Origin of the sequence: Vibrio renipiscarius (genome assembly GCF_000827885.1) — a bacterium.
Taxonomy (GTDB): Bacteria; Pseudomonadota; Gammaproteobacteria; order Enterobacterales; family Vibrionaceae; genus Vibrio; species Vibrio renipiscarius.
This window is the reverse complement of the sequence record NZ_JTKH01000008.1, coordinates 133,652-146,515: the sequence shown is the minus strand read 5'-3', so window position 1 is coordinate 146,515 and position 12,864 is coordinate 133,652. Positions and strand designations below refer to the sequence as shown.

At 46.5% G+C, this 12,864-nt stretch carries 11 protein-coding genes; 6 read left to right on the top strand and 5 right to left on the bottom strand.

The features are described from left to right. Window positions 1-37: 37 nt before the first annotated feature. Window positions 38-1,381, top strand: a complete 1,344-nt coding sequence (locus OJ16_RS08040) for an MATE family efflux transporter (RefSeq protein ID WP_040989119.1) — start codon at window positions 38-40, stop codon at window positions 1,379-1,381. A 21-nt stretch (window positions 1,382-1,402) separates the two neighbouring features. Here the strand turns inward: OJ16_RS08040 and OJ16_RS08035 are convergent, their stop codons facing one another. The 5 genes from OJ16_RS08035 to OJ16_RS08015 form a co-directional block, all read right to left on the bottom strand. Continuing rightward, on the bottom strand, window positions 1,403-2,923 hold the full coding sequence (locus OJ16_RS08035) for a hypothetical protein (protein WP_040989118.1): 1,521 nt from the start codon (window positions 2,921-2,923) through the stop codon (window positions 1,403-1,405). A 34-nt stretch (window positions 2,924-2,957) separates the two neighbouring features. Then, entirely contained in the window at window positions 2,958-4,520 is a 1,563-nt protein-coding gene (locus tag OJ16_RS08030) for a bifunctional metallophosphatase/5'-nucleotidase (RefSeq protein WP_040989117.1), read from the bottom strand. Window positions 4,521-4,780: 260 nt separating this feature from the next. After that, the gene (locus OJ16_RS08025; protein WP_040989116.1) at window positions 4,781-5,656 is read right to left on the bottom strand and encodes a U32 family peptidase; all 876 of its coding nucleotides are present in this window, start codon (window positions 5,654-5,656) and stop codon (window positions 4,781-4,783) included. A gap of 18 nt (window positions 5,657-5,674) precedes the next feature. Further along, on the bottom strand, window positions 5,675-6,688 hold the full coding sequence (gene ubiU / locus OJ16_RS08020) for a ubiquinone anaerobic biosynthesis protein UbiU (RefSeq protein WP_040989115.1): 1,014 nt from the start codon (window positions 6,686-6,688) through the stop codon (window positions 5,675-5,677). Between the two features lie 144 nt (window positions 6,689-6,832). Continuing rightward, window positions 6,833-8,875 (bottom strand): sensor domain-containing protein, encoded by a 2,043-nt coding sequence (locus tag OJ16_RS08015; protein WP_040989114.1) that lies wholly within the window; start codon window positions 8,873-8,875, stop codon window positions 6,833-6,835. Window positions 8,876-9,071: 196 nt separating this feature from the next. Here OJ16_RS08015 and ubiT point away from each other — a divergent pair, with 196 nt between their 5' ends. The 5 genes from ubiT (at window position 9,072) to prfC (ending at window position 12,797) form a co-directional block, all read left to right on the top strand. Next, window positions 9,072-9,599, top strand: coding sequence for a ubiquinone anaerobic biosynthesis accessory factor UbiT (gene ubiT, locus OJ16_RS08010; RefSeq protein WP_040989113.1), 528 nt, complete (start codon window positions 9,072-9,074; stop codon window positions 9,597-9,599). Next, the gene (locus OJ16_RS08005) at window positions 9,583-10,086 is read left to right on the top strand and encodes a GNAT family N-acetyltransferase (protein WP_040989112.1); all 504 of its coding nucleotides are present in this window, start codon (window positions 9,583-9,585) and stop codon (window positions 10,084-10,086) included. Before ubiT ends, OJ16_RS08005 begins: the two co-directional genes overlap by 17 nt. Window positions 10,087-10,183: 97 nt before the next feature. Next, complete coding sequence (locus OJ16_RS08000; protein ID WP_040989111.1) at window positions 10,184-10,579, top strand: DNA polymerase III subunit psi; 396 nt, start codon at window positions 10,184-10,186, stop codon at window positions 10,577-10,579. 8 nt (window positions 10,580-10,587) lie between these two features. Beyond that, window positions 10,588-11,037 carry a ribosomal protein S18-alanine N-acetyltransferase gene (rimI, locus tag OJ16_RS07995; protein WP_040989110.1) on the top strand — a complete coding sequence of 150 codons (450 nt, stop codon included), beginning with the start codon at window positions 10,588-10,590 and terminating at the stop codon, window positions 11,035-11,037. Between the two features lie 170 nt (window positions 11,038-11,207). Beyond that, window positions 11,208-12,797 carry a peptide chain release factor 3 gene (gene prfC / locus OJ16_RS07990; protein WP_040989109.1) on the top strand — a complete coding sequence of 530 codons (1,590 nt, stop codon included), beginning with the start codon at window positions 11,208-11,210 and terminating at the stop codon, window positions 12,795-12,797. Window positions 12,798-12,864 lie beyond the last annotated feature (67 nt).

Here is a 12,864-nt window from a genome sequence, read left to right as displayed (position 1 = left end):
CTAATGATAATCAGCAGTCTTTTTGCTTGGTGAAAAAATGCAAGATTCAATTTATAAACAATTTTGGCGTTACGCGATTCCAACGATTGCCGCCATGCTCGTTAACGGCCTCTATCAGGTTGTTGATGGGATTTTTATCGGTCGCTATGTTGGTGCTGAAGGGTTGGCGGGGATCAACGTGTCATGGCCTGTGATTGGCTCAATCCTCGGTATGGGGATGTTGGTTGGTGTCGGTACGGGTGCGCTTGCCTCTATCAAACAAGGTGAAGGCGATACCGAAGGCTCAAAAGGCATTCTGGCAACCGGCCTATTATTATTGGCGTTAATTGCGCCGGTTGTATCCTGCGTGCTTTACTTTTTTGCCGATACCTTCTTGTTGTGGCAGGGTGCTCAAGGTCGAATTTTAGAGTTAGGTAGCCAATACCTGCATATCTTGATCTTCGCTTGTGTGTTCTCTCTGGGATCGATTGCGACACCATTCTTACTCCGTAATGATGGGAGTCCAAATCTCGCAACGATTCTGATGGTGATCGGAGCGATCGCTAATATCATTCTCGATTATATTTTTATCGCGTTATTAGGCTGGGAGTTGCAAGGTGCGGCGACGGCAACCGCGATGTCGCAAATGCTTGTCACCATTCTGGGCGTTGGCTATTTCTTCTCGAGCAAAGCCAATATGCGCTTACGTTTGAGTGATTTACGTATCCAGTTTGCAGAAGTGCCGCGTATTGTCACGATTGGTATGTCGAGCTTCTTTATGTACGCTTATGGCTCGATGATGGTGGCATTGCACAATAGTTTGTTTGCTGACTATGGCAGCGGCATCTTAATTGGGGCCTACGCCATTTTGGGTTATATCGTTACGGTCTACTACCTCATTGTTGAAGGCGTCGCGAACGGCATGCAACCTTTGGTGAGCTATAACCATGGCGCGCGTAACCAAGAAAATATTCGCAAGTTATTGCAGATTGCGATGGGCACCGCGGTGCTTGGTGGTGTCGCATTTGTCGCGGTATTGAACATCTTCCCGCGTGAGTTTGTTTCGGTCTTTAACTCGAACGATGCTGAACTGATGGAAAATGCGGTGATTGGTATACGCTTGCACATGTTTGCGATGTTCTTGGATGGTTTCTTAGTGGTGGCAGGCGCTTACTACCAATCAATCAACAAGGGCAGTAAGGCAATGTTTGTTACCGTGGGTAATATGGTTGTTCAGCTACCATTCCTGTTCATCATGCCAAAATTGATGGGTGTTCAAGGTATTTGGATTGCTTACCCATTATCGAACATCGCCTTGAGTATCGTCGTGATGTGGATGTTGTGGCGCGATGTGAAGCGAACCATTCTTCCGCCTTCACAGCCAATGACGATGGCGAGTTAGTGCCAATCAAACGGGATAATATTATTTATCCCGTTTTGCTTTTTGGGCTTCGAGTGGATTGAGCATGGCGTGATTAAGCGTATCAACGAACTGATGAATCGAATTCAATGCACACGTATTGGGTACGTTGAGACGAGGCTGAGGCGTACTTAAATAATTGTGCCAGTAGCGATAGATGGCTTGCCATTGGTGTATGCGCTTAAGACTGAGTTTTTGAGCGTAGGTCGGGGGAAGCCACTGTTCAAATGCTTGCCAAAAGGTGGTGTCCCAATTGAGTTTTTGTGGCAATAATTCTCGGAGCTTTGACTCTGTAATATGCGAGCTTGGCGTCAGAATACCAAGCCCTACTTGATGTAGACCTCGCTTGTCACTCAGCGTCAGTTTATGCCATTTTTCGTTCCACCAACTCAGCGTTCGCTGTTCATTCTCTGTTTCTTGCTGCGGCTTCTGCGGTTCAATACTGAGTGAGTAATGATAGTAATATAGTGACAGGTAGCCTTGTCGGATTGACGCGTGATAGGTCGTAATTGCGGCTCCGCGAATAAAACTCTCATGTTCCAGAAACCAATTCAATTTCAATTGATGGTTGTCCTGCAGAAAAGGTCGCAGATTTTGCATGTGCGCATGGGCGGCGTAAACCGGGCGTATCAACGCATTTCTTTGTGAGTTTTCCAGCTTGAGCTTAGCGTGTTTTGCCTCGCAATAGGCCAGTTGATCGAATTGCGAACGAGCCAAGATTTTTTGGTAGGTTTTTTCTGCGCGGATCAGTACGTCACTTTCATCAGACTCGGATATTTCTTTGAGCGTGAGTTGGTATTCACTGATCGCTTGCCAGTCCTTTGTTGCCTTTTGTTTCTCTTCTTCCGTCTCTTCTTCTGTCTCAGTGAGTGCGTTGTCCGATATTAAGTAAACATATCCGGTATTCATATCAAGTGTGGTCAGTGTCCACAGGTGAGCGCTGCACTGTTCATTGTTTTGCATGCGCATCCCAGAGCGACAAACTTGGGTGTGACTGAACGTATACAAAGTGTGGCTGGTGGCGTGTTTTGATGCCTGTCGTTCGATATTATTTGAGTAGTGTTCCAGCAGTTCAGCCAATTGTGCAATATGCTGGTTAAACGTTTTATTGCTTAACCCAAGATGACGTTGCAGCTCGTGCGGAGAGACCCCGTTGATAAGGCTATCTAACCAAGGCTGCAGCCTTGTGGCGATTTGTTTCGCATTTGCCTGCGTCACGACCTTTCGGCAGTGTCGGCATTGTAGGCGTTGACTGGCAGACTTTGTCAGGCCATAACGCTGCCACTGGGGTTGCGCACAGAGGCACGATGGCAAAAATAAGGGGGATTGACGTGCCTTTTGTGTTTGTGTGGCTAATGCAATAATCGGTGGATTCAGTAGTAAGGGTGGATAGGCACCGCATAAGTTGCAGTGCCAAGCCGGATAGCCGAGCCGATCGGAATGACGGTATAGCGTTTCATCAGGGTTAGCGCAGTTGGCGCAACCAAATGTTTTACAACCGTTATATTGCTGACGAAAGGACACGGCTAAGCTTCTCTAAGACTAAAAGTTTTGAATGTTATTGACGGCTCACATCCACCTGACGTCCCAGTTCAGGAACGGTGATGGTTTTGCGTTGTGTGAATTGGTCAATCAGAACCTGCATGACCAACTCGCCTTGAGAGATCGGCTTTCCTTCGGCGAATACATGATAACCATCACCACCGCTTGCCGCGTAAGAGTATGTAGCCACACTGTATTGGCGAGTCTCTTCGACCGGCTTGCCATTAATCGTCAGGCTGAGTAGGCGCTGATTTTCGGCTTTGGTGCTGTCGTAAGTGGCTTCAATGCCCGAGAACTGAGCCAAACCATAAGGTAGGGTGTAGCTGTATTCAAGTAGCTGTTTGACTTGTTGGCCACTAATCGACACGACGGCGAGTTTATCGGTAAATGGGAATACGTTCATCACATTTTCCAAAGTCACGGCACCTTGGTTTAAATCTACGCGGATACTGCCTGAGCTCATCATGGCGATGTCGGCTTTCGCTTCATCGCGCATCATGTCTGCGACGAGGTTACCAATGTTGGATTCTCGGTAGTAACGACGGAAGGCGGTGTCGTCGATCGTTGCAATGGTTTGATTCAGTTCAGGGTATTGCTTGCGGGCGTTGTCGATAAGGTCGCCGGTTTTTTTATCGCGCTTTAGTTTGTCTGCTTCAACGGGAATCAGTTTACCGTTAAGGAAAGTGACTTCATTTTTGTCAGTATCCACTTCAAACTTGGTGTACCCAAGGTATTTACCCTGGCCAAAGGTTAAGCCCACAACGGTTCCGGTTTCCGGATGAACCACCGGCTTCCAAAGACCATGATCAGAGTGCCCACCAAAAATAACATCCACATTTTTTAGCTGACCCGCCATCGCGTAGTCTTCATCGAAACCGCGTTGTACTTCAGGATCGGCTTCTTTATCGGTCTGCATTGGTGCCGTTTTGTTTTGGTGTGTCAGAACGACAACCATGTCGACATCATCGTGAATTTTATCAACCCAGAATTGCGCTACAGCAATTGGATCATCGATGGTCAAACCCTTACGATTACCTTTCCACATGGTGTTGTAGAATGCATCAATACCCATGACGCCGACCACGCCGATGCGCACGCCATCGCGTTCAACGATCGTGTAAGGTTGAGCAAAAGGAGCATCATTTTGTTCGAACTTGATATTGGCATTGAGCACTGGGTAAGCGGCACGAGGCATGGTTTCTTTTAGAGTTTTCCAGCCGTATTCAAATTCATGATTGCCCAGTGTTATGGCATCGTAGTCCATTGCGCTGTAAAGATCGAAGGCCAGTTTACCTTGTGTTTTCTTTGATAAAGAGCCCGTAAAAATATCACCGGCATCAAATAGGAAACTAGTGCCTTCTTGCGCTCGTGTCTGTTGAATCAGCGTCGCAAGGTATGGGATACCACCAATACGAGTAATGTCTGGGTTCCAGAAGGCGTCCACTGGTTCATAAACACTTTCGATATCATTGGTATGCAGTAAGGTGATTTCTTTTACTTCAGCGAGAGCAGAGAAAGAGCTGGTCATGAGTAGCGCACTGAGTGACAGGGCAAGGCGAGTTTTTGTTAGCATTTTCATTATAAGAACCAAAAGCAGCAAATGGATGCCGCAGAATATAGATAAGCTAGCCTTATAAATTAGTGAGTAACATCACAATAAAAAGCAATCGTTTGCTTTGGTTTCTATATAGTTTCCAAATGTGTTGGTCGATAAGGGGTAACTCCGCGAAGGACAATGCTAATGGCAATCAAAATAAAAAGACTCATTGTGGATTCGCGGTCACCATAAAAAAAGCCAACCGAGATAAGGTTGGCTTAAGTGTTTGCGACCGAATAAGACTAGGCTTTAATTTCTAAGCCCGCTAAGCGATGCCAGTAACCATTACATTGGCGATCTTCAATCTTCACAGGATGCTCGCCATGGAGATTCGCGCGGAATCGATCAAGCTCGCTGAAGGTGTCTAGGCCCAACGGGCTTAAACGCACCACATCCACCAAGCCTTGCATGCTTGATTGGTCATTGATCAAGTTGTAGCAGTAACCAGATTGGGTTTGAATACCGTTCAGATTAAAGACTTCTTGGCCTTCTTGGCTGCGCACTTGAATACCGGTTGGGTATTTAATGCAGCAGGTTTCGCAATCATCTTTGGCTTTGTTTTCTGCTCGTGCGGTAAAGCAGCGCGCAGAGTAGGCCAAAGGTAAGTAGCCGTGGCTAAACACTTCCACTTCAAACTGGTTGCGAATGCCCAATTGATCACATTGAATCAATACATTACTTAGCCATTCACGAGAAAGCTCGACAGGCATACACCAGCGCGTCATACCCTGCTTGAGAAAAAGATTCAGAGTATGTGCGTTATAGGTGTTCACTGCGGGGCCGACCACAAACGGCACCTTGCTTTCGTATGCCAGCTGGATACCTGACACATCGTTCGCTTCAATCGCAAAATCACCGTTATCGATGTATTTCTTCATGATGCTAACTTCGCTTGGTGCTTCAAGCAGCGCCATCGTGGAAAGCACCACTTGCTTACCTGAGCCCGCAATCTCTTTGGCAATATCAAACCAATGAGCGGGTTTCATTTCACGGCGTTTAGAGCAGACGCTTTCGCCTAGGTAGACGATATCCGCTGAGCTTTGCGTGGCTTGCTGATAGAAACTTTCAACGTCTTGTTTTGGCCAAAAATAGAGGAGTGGACCAAGTGCATATTTCATTATTCTATTCCTATCCCGTTATTGCCATTTACGATGGTAAGCACCCAGCGTGGTTTGTGTCCCTTCAGAGACATTTGCTAGCGCTGCATCCCAAGCGGCTTCAACACGGTAAGCTTCTGGATTCGCGAGGTAACGATCGATCGCTGCGCGCCATGTACGCGTCACTTGCTCGACATAAGCTGGGCTGCGTTGGCGGCCTTCGATTTTGACCGATGCGACATTCGCGGCAAACAGTTCAGGCAGCATGGACAGAGTGTTTAGACTGGTTGGTTCTTCCAGTGCATGGTACAGCTTCGATTCGCCGTCGATATCAGCAGTGAAGCGGCCTTTACACAATGTTGGATAGCCAGCGTTTTCGCCCACACTGTAACGATCGATCAAAATGTTGTTTAGGCGAGATTCAAGGCCTTGCTCGGTTTCTTGCCAACGAACGTATTTCGCTGGAGAACAAGCGCCGACAGTGTTTGGTGATTCGCCGGTCATGTAAGAGGAAAGGTAACAGCGTCCTTCCGACATGATGCACAGGCTACCAAAAGCAAACACTTCCAATTCCACATCGCTGGTGATGTTGCGTGACAGTTGCTTGACTTGATGAATCGACAATACACGCGGCAGCACCACACGTTTAACGTTGAAATTGTTCTTGTAGAAATCAATCGCCGCGATATTGGTGGCTGATGCTTGCACAGAGAGGTGCAGCTCAAGATGGGGGTATTTGCGTGCGGCGTATTCCAGCACGGCAATATCCGCCACAATCAGCGCGTCCACACCCACATCGGCAGCGCAATCGACAGCGTTCGTCCAGCGGTCAAAGCCATCAGGATGAGCGAAGGTATTCAGCGCTACGTGAATTTTTTTGTTGTGGTCGTGCACATACTGCACGGCTTTTTCGAGCTTTTTGCCGTTAAAGTTCAGACCGGCAAAATGACGGGCATTTGTGTCGTCTTTAAAGCCAATGTAAACCGCATCTGCGCCGCAGTCGATGGCTGTTTTTAAGGCAGGCAAGTTGCCTGCAGGGCATAGGAGTTCCATTGATCAACAAACCTATTACATTCATTATAACCGCCCATTTTATGAAGAATTATGAACGGCAATTTTGATGTAAGGCAGGTTTGAGTGAGTTAACTGAAGAATTACCCCCAAGGAGGGAGTGATTTTGGTTGTTTTGTCTGTGGATTAATTCTTATGACGGCGATTTTGCATGAACAATTCTTCGACTTCTTGTTTCGGTTGCGGACGGTAGAAGTGGAAGCCTTGGATTGAGTTGCAATTGAGATTGGACAACAGAGTTGCTTGCTGTTGTGTTTCAACCCCTTCGGCGACAACGGTGAGGTTTAATGATTTACCTAGGTTGATGATGTTTTCGATGACAGTCACTTGCTTTGGCAGGGTATCAAGTTCAGTGATAAAAGCACGATCGATCTTTAACTCATCAAGTGGGAAACGTGCGAGGTAGGCCAATGACGAGTAACCCGTCCCAAAGTCATCAATCGACAAAGCAAAGCCCAGTTTTTTGATTGCGTTGAGCATTTGCAGCGTGTGTTCACTGTCGCTCATCACCGCACTTTCGGTCAATTCAAAGGTAATGCAGCTCGGGTCAAGGTCGATTGAATGCAATAGATTTTCCATGTAATCGATCAGCTTGGGGTTCACGAATTGCTCTGGAGAGAGATTGATGGCCACTCGACCAGGAAGAATACCCTGCATTTTCCAACGTTTTACCGTCGTGAAGACTTCTCGCATCACCACGCGGCCTAGGTTTTCGATCAGGCCTGCTTTTTCCGCTACCGGAATAAAAGCGCCCGGGCTGATATAGCCTTCAACGGGGTGCTTCCAACGCACCAAAGCCTCGGCGCCATTGATACTAAAATCGCGAGCATTGACCTTGGGTTGATACCACACTTCTAAGCCATTTTGCTGTAACGCTTTTTGCAGTTCAATTTCGAGCCATAAGCGCATGCGCGCTTCTTTATTCATTTGATCATTAAACTTGATCAGGCGATTTCGCCCACGCTCTTTTGCCTCATACATGGCTGTATCCGCATTTTGCAACAAAATGCGCGCATCATGGCCATCGCCAGGGTAAGCGACACTGCCAATAGAGCAGGCTAGGCGTTTACTAAAATGGTGTAAATCAAACGGTTGGTTAATCGTGGAAATGATACGCTCAGAGAGAATTTCTGCCATTTGATCATTGTCTGGATTCGGTAAAATCAGACCAAACTCATCACCGCCTAAATGGCCCAGAACCGCTTGTTTTGGCAATAAACGCTTTAGACGAGTTGATACCTCTTTAATCACTTTGTCCCCAATGTGATGACCGAGTGAGTCATTGATATTTTTGAAATTATCAATGTCGAGGTAGAGCATGATCAGCGGCGTATCATTCTTGATTAATTGGTCGAGTCGCTTGGTAAAACCAAAACGGTTATTGATGCCGGTTAAAGAATCAAGATGGGCCGCTTCACCACTGTGCGTGTCAGTGAATATTTTTGGGCTTTTATCCGCATCTTGGATCAGAATTAATTGAGACTCATCGCCCATGACCATGGCATGAGTTGCCTTGAGCTGTACTTTTCGCTCTAGGCCACAACGAGGACCGGTTAAACACGTGATGGGTGATTCGTTTAACAGAATGCTGATTTTATTGTTAAAAACCGTTTTGCTGTTTTCATCAATAAATAAACGGGAGATATCTTCGCCTAGCAAATCATGGCTTGATTCAAAGCCAAGTAACCGCACGGCGGCGGGGTTTGCCGAAAGTATGCAGTCATTCTCAACAACCAAAAGTCCTTCCGACTGCAATTGAGTGAGTGCGGAAAATTTACTTTCAGACTCTTCCAATGAGCGAATTAGGAGCTGTTTTTCTGATGTGTCGATAGCGTGGAACACGATGCATTGCACTTGACCATTAAGCCAAATGGGGGCGACAGAACAGAGTAAACTGGTTTCAAGGTCGACATCATCAAGCGTGATTTCAGCTTCGATAGATTCGCCAAGAAAAGCGCTCTGGTAATAGCCTTTGAGCTGACGGTAAAACTGCTCGCCAAGGATTTCTTGGTCATGTCGACCAACCAATTCGTCTTGCGACAATCCAGAAATTTCGCAATAGCGCTCATTCACCGCCACATAATGATGTTGATCGTCTAATACTGCCGAAAAGAAAGGTCCTTTGGCTGTAATTTGTGAGAATAGATGCTTAAATTGTGGCGATGGCATTCAGGGGGTACCAAGTCTCCAAAGAGAGTTAATTGACGATTATGCGCTTTTGATGCTGATCACGCACTATAATCCGCTTATTGACGAGATTAAAGAGTTGTAACTGTTTAGTCATTTTTTTGATGCATAACAGGTATCGAAAGTGATCCATCCATTATCATAAATACATCTACCTACAAAGTAACGGATAACCCGCGTGATTAACAAGATTCGCACTCAATTAGTTCAAAATGCAGCATCAATTTTGCGATCTCCAGTCCACTTATTACCACAATCTGTTCAAAAAAAAGCCTTGTTAGATGGCTTGAAAATGGCATTCAAAGAAGCATTGGAAGATGGTGACTTCGAATTCCTAGAGGGTAAGTGGTTGAAAATTGAAGTGAAAGATATGCGCCTGCATTGGTATATAAGCTACGAAGATGAAAAGCTCGTCGTTGCTGATACCGCGATGCAAGAAGACGTTTCTTTTGCGGGAAATTTGAATGATTTGATTTTAATTGCTGGCCGTAAAGAAGATCCAGACACGTTGTTTTTCCAACGTCGTTTGTCGATCGAAGGCGATACTGAACTCGGTTTGGAAGTGAAGAACTTGATGGACAGCGTTGATCTGGAACTTTTGCCAAAACCGTTACAGATTTTACTTAATCAGTTAGCTGATTTTGTGCATAAAGGCGTACAATCGCCAATCGTACAAAATGAGGTAGCGAATGCTTATACGAACTGAAGCGCCAGCGGATATTCTGGCCATTGACCGCTTACTTAAAACAACCTTTGAGACGGAAGCGGAAGCAAACTTAGTGATGACACTAAGAGAGAACAGCAAATTAACGCTGTCACTTGTTGCATGTAACGACGACGGTGAAGTGGTGGGACATGCGATGTTTACGCCAGTCAGTGTGGCGGGCGAAGATTTGAATTGGCAAGGACTGGCTCCGGTTTCGGTACGCGAAGATTACCGTAAGCAAGGTATTGCAGCGACGATGATCCGTGAAGGTATCGAGTCATTGTATGAGTTTGGCTACCCTGCTTGTGTTGTACTGGGCGATCCAAATTACTACCAGCGCTTTGGTTTTGAAGCGGCTGAAAAGCATCATATGCATTGCCAATGGGGTGTGCCGGAAGGGGCATTTCAAGTGCTTGCGATTGCTGAAGGTGAATTGGCAGGCCGCCGCGGTTTGATCGAATACAGCGAAGAATTTTCGCAGCTATAATTCGCCAATGTTTGCAGTGAAAAGGGGCGTTCGCCCCTTTTTTGTTGTCCGTCGATCTGTGCTAATATGCCGGCACGAAATTTAGAGACTACTATTCATGCAAACTGATCATGTTGCTTACCTAACACAGATGGGCGTTGATTGTTATCAACTCAGTCATCCTGAACGTTTGGCCGGTTACCAAGCGCCAGCGCTGGAATTGCCAGCCGGGTGTAAGCTGCTGTTGGTTTCGCCTGTATGCCCAAGTGGCGAGTTAGCGCTACTGTTTGAGCGAGTTTTAAAAAGCATCAATATTTCTTTAGACCAAGCACGCCATATCTACCCAGAACAGGCGACTCAGTTAACTGAACAATCCATGGAATGGGTGTGGTTTGCAGGCTGCGAACGTACAGAACACTTGGGTGGTAAAGCACTTTGCACGCCATTGCTTAGCGATATCGATGGCAATAATCAACAGCGTAAAGCGCTGTGGCAACAAATCTGTTCATATTAACGAGCCTTATGACATTACAATTCTATCCTCTTGCCCTTGAGCATCTCGACCATGTTTGGGCGATTGAGCAAACGGCTCATAGCCACCCTTGGGCTGAATCGATGATTCGCGACTTAAATAGCCGTGGTGCAAACCACCATGTCTTGGTCGTTAACCAAAAAGTGGTGGGTTACTTTTACGCGCAAAACATTGTCGGTGAAGTCACCTTGCTGAATATCGCGGTTGATCCCGCCGAGCAAGGTAAGGGATATGGTAAGGCGCTGACTGAGCACTTCCTTGACGTGTGTGAGCAGGCCAAAGCAGAAAGTGCATGGCTGGAAGTTCGCGAGAGTAATCAACGTGCTTTTGCGCTTTATGAAGCGGCAGGGTTTAACGAGCTTGATCGTCGCCGAAATTACTACCCAACGGATAAGGGTAAAGAAGACGCCATTATTATGAGTTACTTATTTCTCTTTTAATGACGCTTAATCATGCGTTAGCGCTAGGCATAAACTAGCGTACATCTATCGCGCATCTTGTGGTTGCTTGAGTATAAAAGCAATATAAGCGAGAATAGCGCGCAAAATTGAATCGAATCGGTTTGTTTAACGTTTAAACAAGCATCCAGACAGAAAAGAAGACCAGTTTCATGTCAAATACACCATTTATTGGCGAAGTTTCTAAACGTAGAACGTTCGCTATTATCTCGCACCCGGATGCGGGTAAAACCACCATTACAGAAAAAGTTCTGTTGTTCGGAAACGCGATCCAAAAAGCGGGTACAGTAAAAGGTCGTGGCTCTAACCAGCACGCGAAATCTGACTGGATGGAGATGGAAAAAGAACGTGGTATCTCGGTAACAACGTCTGTGATGCAGTTCCCATACAACGACTGTCTCGTCAACCTACTGGATACTCCAGGACACGAAGACTTCTCTGAAGATACTTACCGTACATTAACGGCAGTTGACTCGTGCCTAATGGTGATCGATGCCGCGAAAGGTGTTGAAGACCGTACGCGTAAATTGATGGAAGTAACCCGTCTGCGTGATACGCCAATCGTGACGTTCATGAACAAACTTGACCGTGACGTTCGTGATCCAATGGAAGTTTTGGACGAAGTTGAAAACGAATTGGGCATGATGTGTGCACCAATTACTTGGCCAATCGGCTGTGGTAAAGAGTTTAAAGGTGTTTACCACATCCACCGTGATGAAACGATCCTATATGAATCTGGTCATGGTCACGAAATCCAAGAAGTTCGCATCATCAAAGGTCTTGATAACCCAGAGCTAGATGCTCAAGTGGGTGAAGATCTTGCGTCTAGCGTGCGTGAAGAGCTTGAGTTGGTTATGGGCGCATGTCCTGAGTTTGACCTTGAGTCATTCCTAGTTGGTGAGTTGACTCCGGTTTACTTCGGTACTGCACTGGGTAACTTTGGTGTTGACCACATGCTAGATGGCTTGACCGAGTGGGCGCCAATGCCAAAAACTCGCCAAGCGGTAGAGCGTGATGTTGAAGCAACAGAAGAAAAATTCTCTGGTTTCGTCTTCAAAATCCAAGCAAATATGGATCCAAAGCACCGCGACCGTATCGCGTTCATGCGTATCGTATCGGGTACTTACACCCAAGGTATGAAGATGAACCACGTACGCCTTGGTAAGCAAATCAGTATTTCTGATGCGGTAACCTTTATGGCGGGCGACCGTTCACGTGCCGAAACGGCATTTGCCGGTGACATCATTGGTCTACACAACCATGGCACGATTCAAATTGGTGATACTTTTACACAAGGTGAAAGCTTGAAGTTCTCAGGTATTCCTAACTTCGCACCAGAATTGTTCCGTCGTATTCGTCTACGCGATCCACTGAAGCAAAAACAGCTACTAAAAGGCCTAGTACAGCTTTCAGAAGAAGGCGCAGTGCAAGTATTCCGCCCAGTACAAAACAACGATCTTATCGTTGGTGCGGTCGGTGTGCTTCAGTTTGACGTTGTTGTGGCTCGCTTGAAGTCTGAATACAACGTAGAAGCGATTTACGAAGGTGTGAACGTCGCGACGGCTCGTTGGGTAGATTGTACCGATGGTAAGAAGATGGATGACTTCCAGCGTAAGAACCAGTCGAACCTAGCGCTTGATGGCGGTGATAACCTGACCTACATCGCACCAACTATGGTGAACTTGAATCTAGCGCAAGAGCGTTTCCCTGATGTGGTGTTCCGCGCGACTCGCGAGCACTAATACTCTGCGTATTTGGCGTGATAGCGGCGTTGATCGTCCTAACTCATACCAATCAGAACGTTGACTA

Coding starts and splice junctions, on each gene's coding strand:
- OJ16_RS08040 (WP_040989119.1), top strand. CDS start 38: ATGCAAGATTCAATTTATAAACAATTTTGGCGTTACGCGATTCCAACG.
- OJ16_RS08030 (WP_040989117.1), bottom strand. CDS start 4,520: ATGAAAATGCTAACAAAAACTCGCCTTGCCCTGTCACTCAGTGCGCTA.
- OJ16_RS08025 (WP_040989116.1), bottom strand. CDS start 5,656: ATGAAATATGCACTTGGTCCACTCCTCTATTTTTGGCCAAAACAAGAC.
- ubiU (WP_040989115.1), bottom strand. CDS start 6,688: ATGGAACTCCTATGCCCTGCAGGCAACTTGCCTGCCTTAAAAACAGCC.
- OJ16_RS08015 (WP_040989114.1), bottom strand. CDS start 8,875: ATGCCATCGCCACAATTTAAGCATCTATTCTCACAAATTACAGCCAAA.
- OJ16_RS08005 (WP_040989112.1), top strand. CDS start 9,583: ATGCTTATACGAACTGAAGCGCCAGCGGATATTCTGGCCATTGACCGC.
- OJ16_RS08000 (WP_040989111.1), top strand. CDS start 10,184: ATGCAAACTGATCATGTTGCTTACCTAACACAGATGGGCGTTGATTGT.
- rimI (WP_040989110.1), top strand. CDS start 10,588: ATGACATTACAATTCTATCCTCTTGCCCTTGAGCATCTCGACCATGTT.
- prfC (WP_040989109.1), top strand. CDS start 11,208: ATGTCAAATACACCATTTATTGGCGAAGTTTCTAAACGTAGAACGTTC.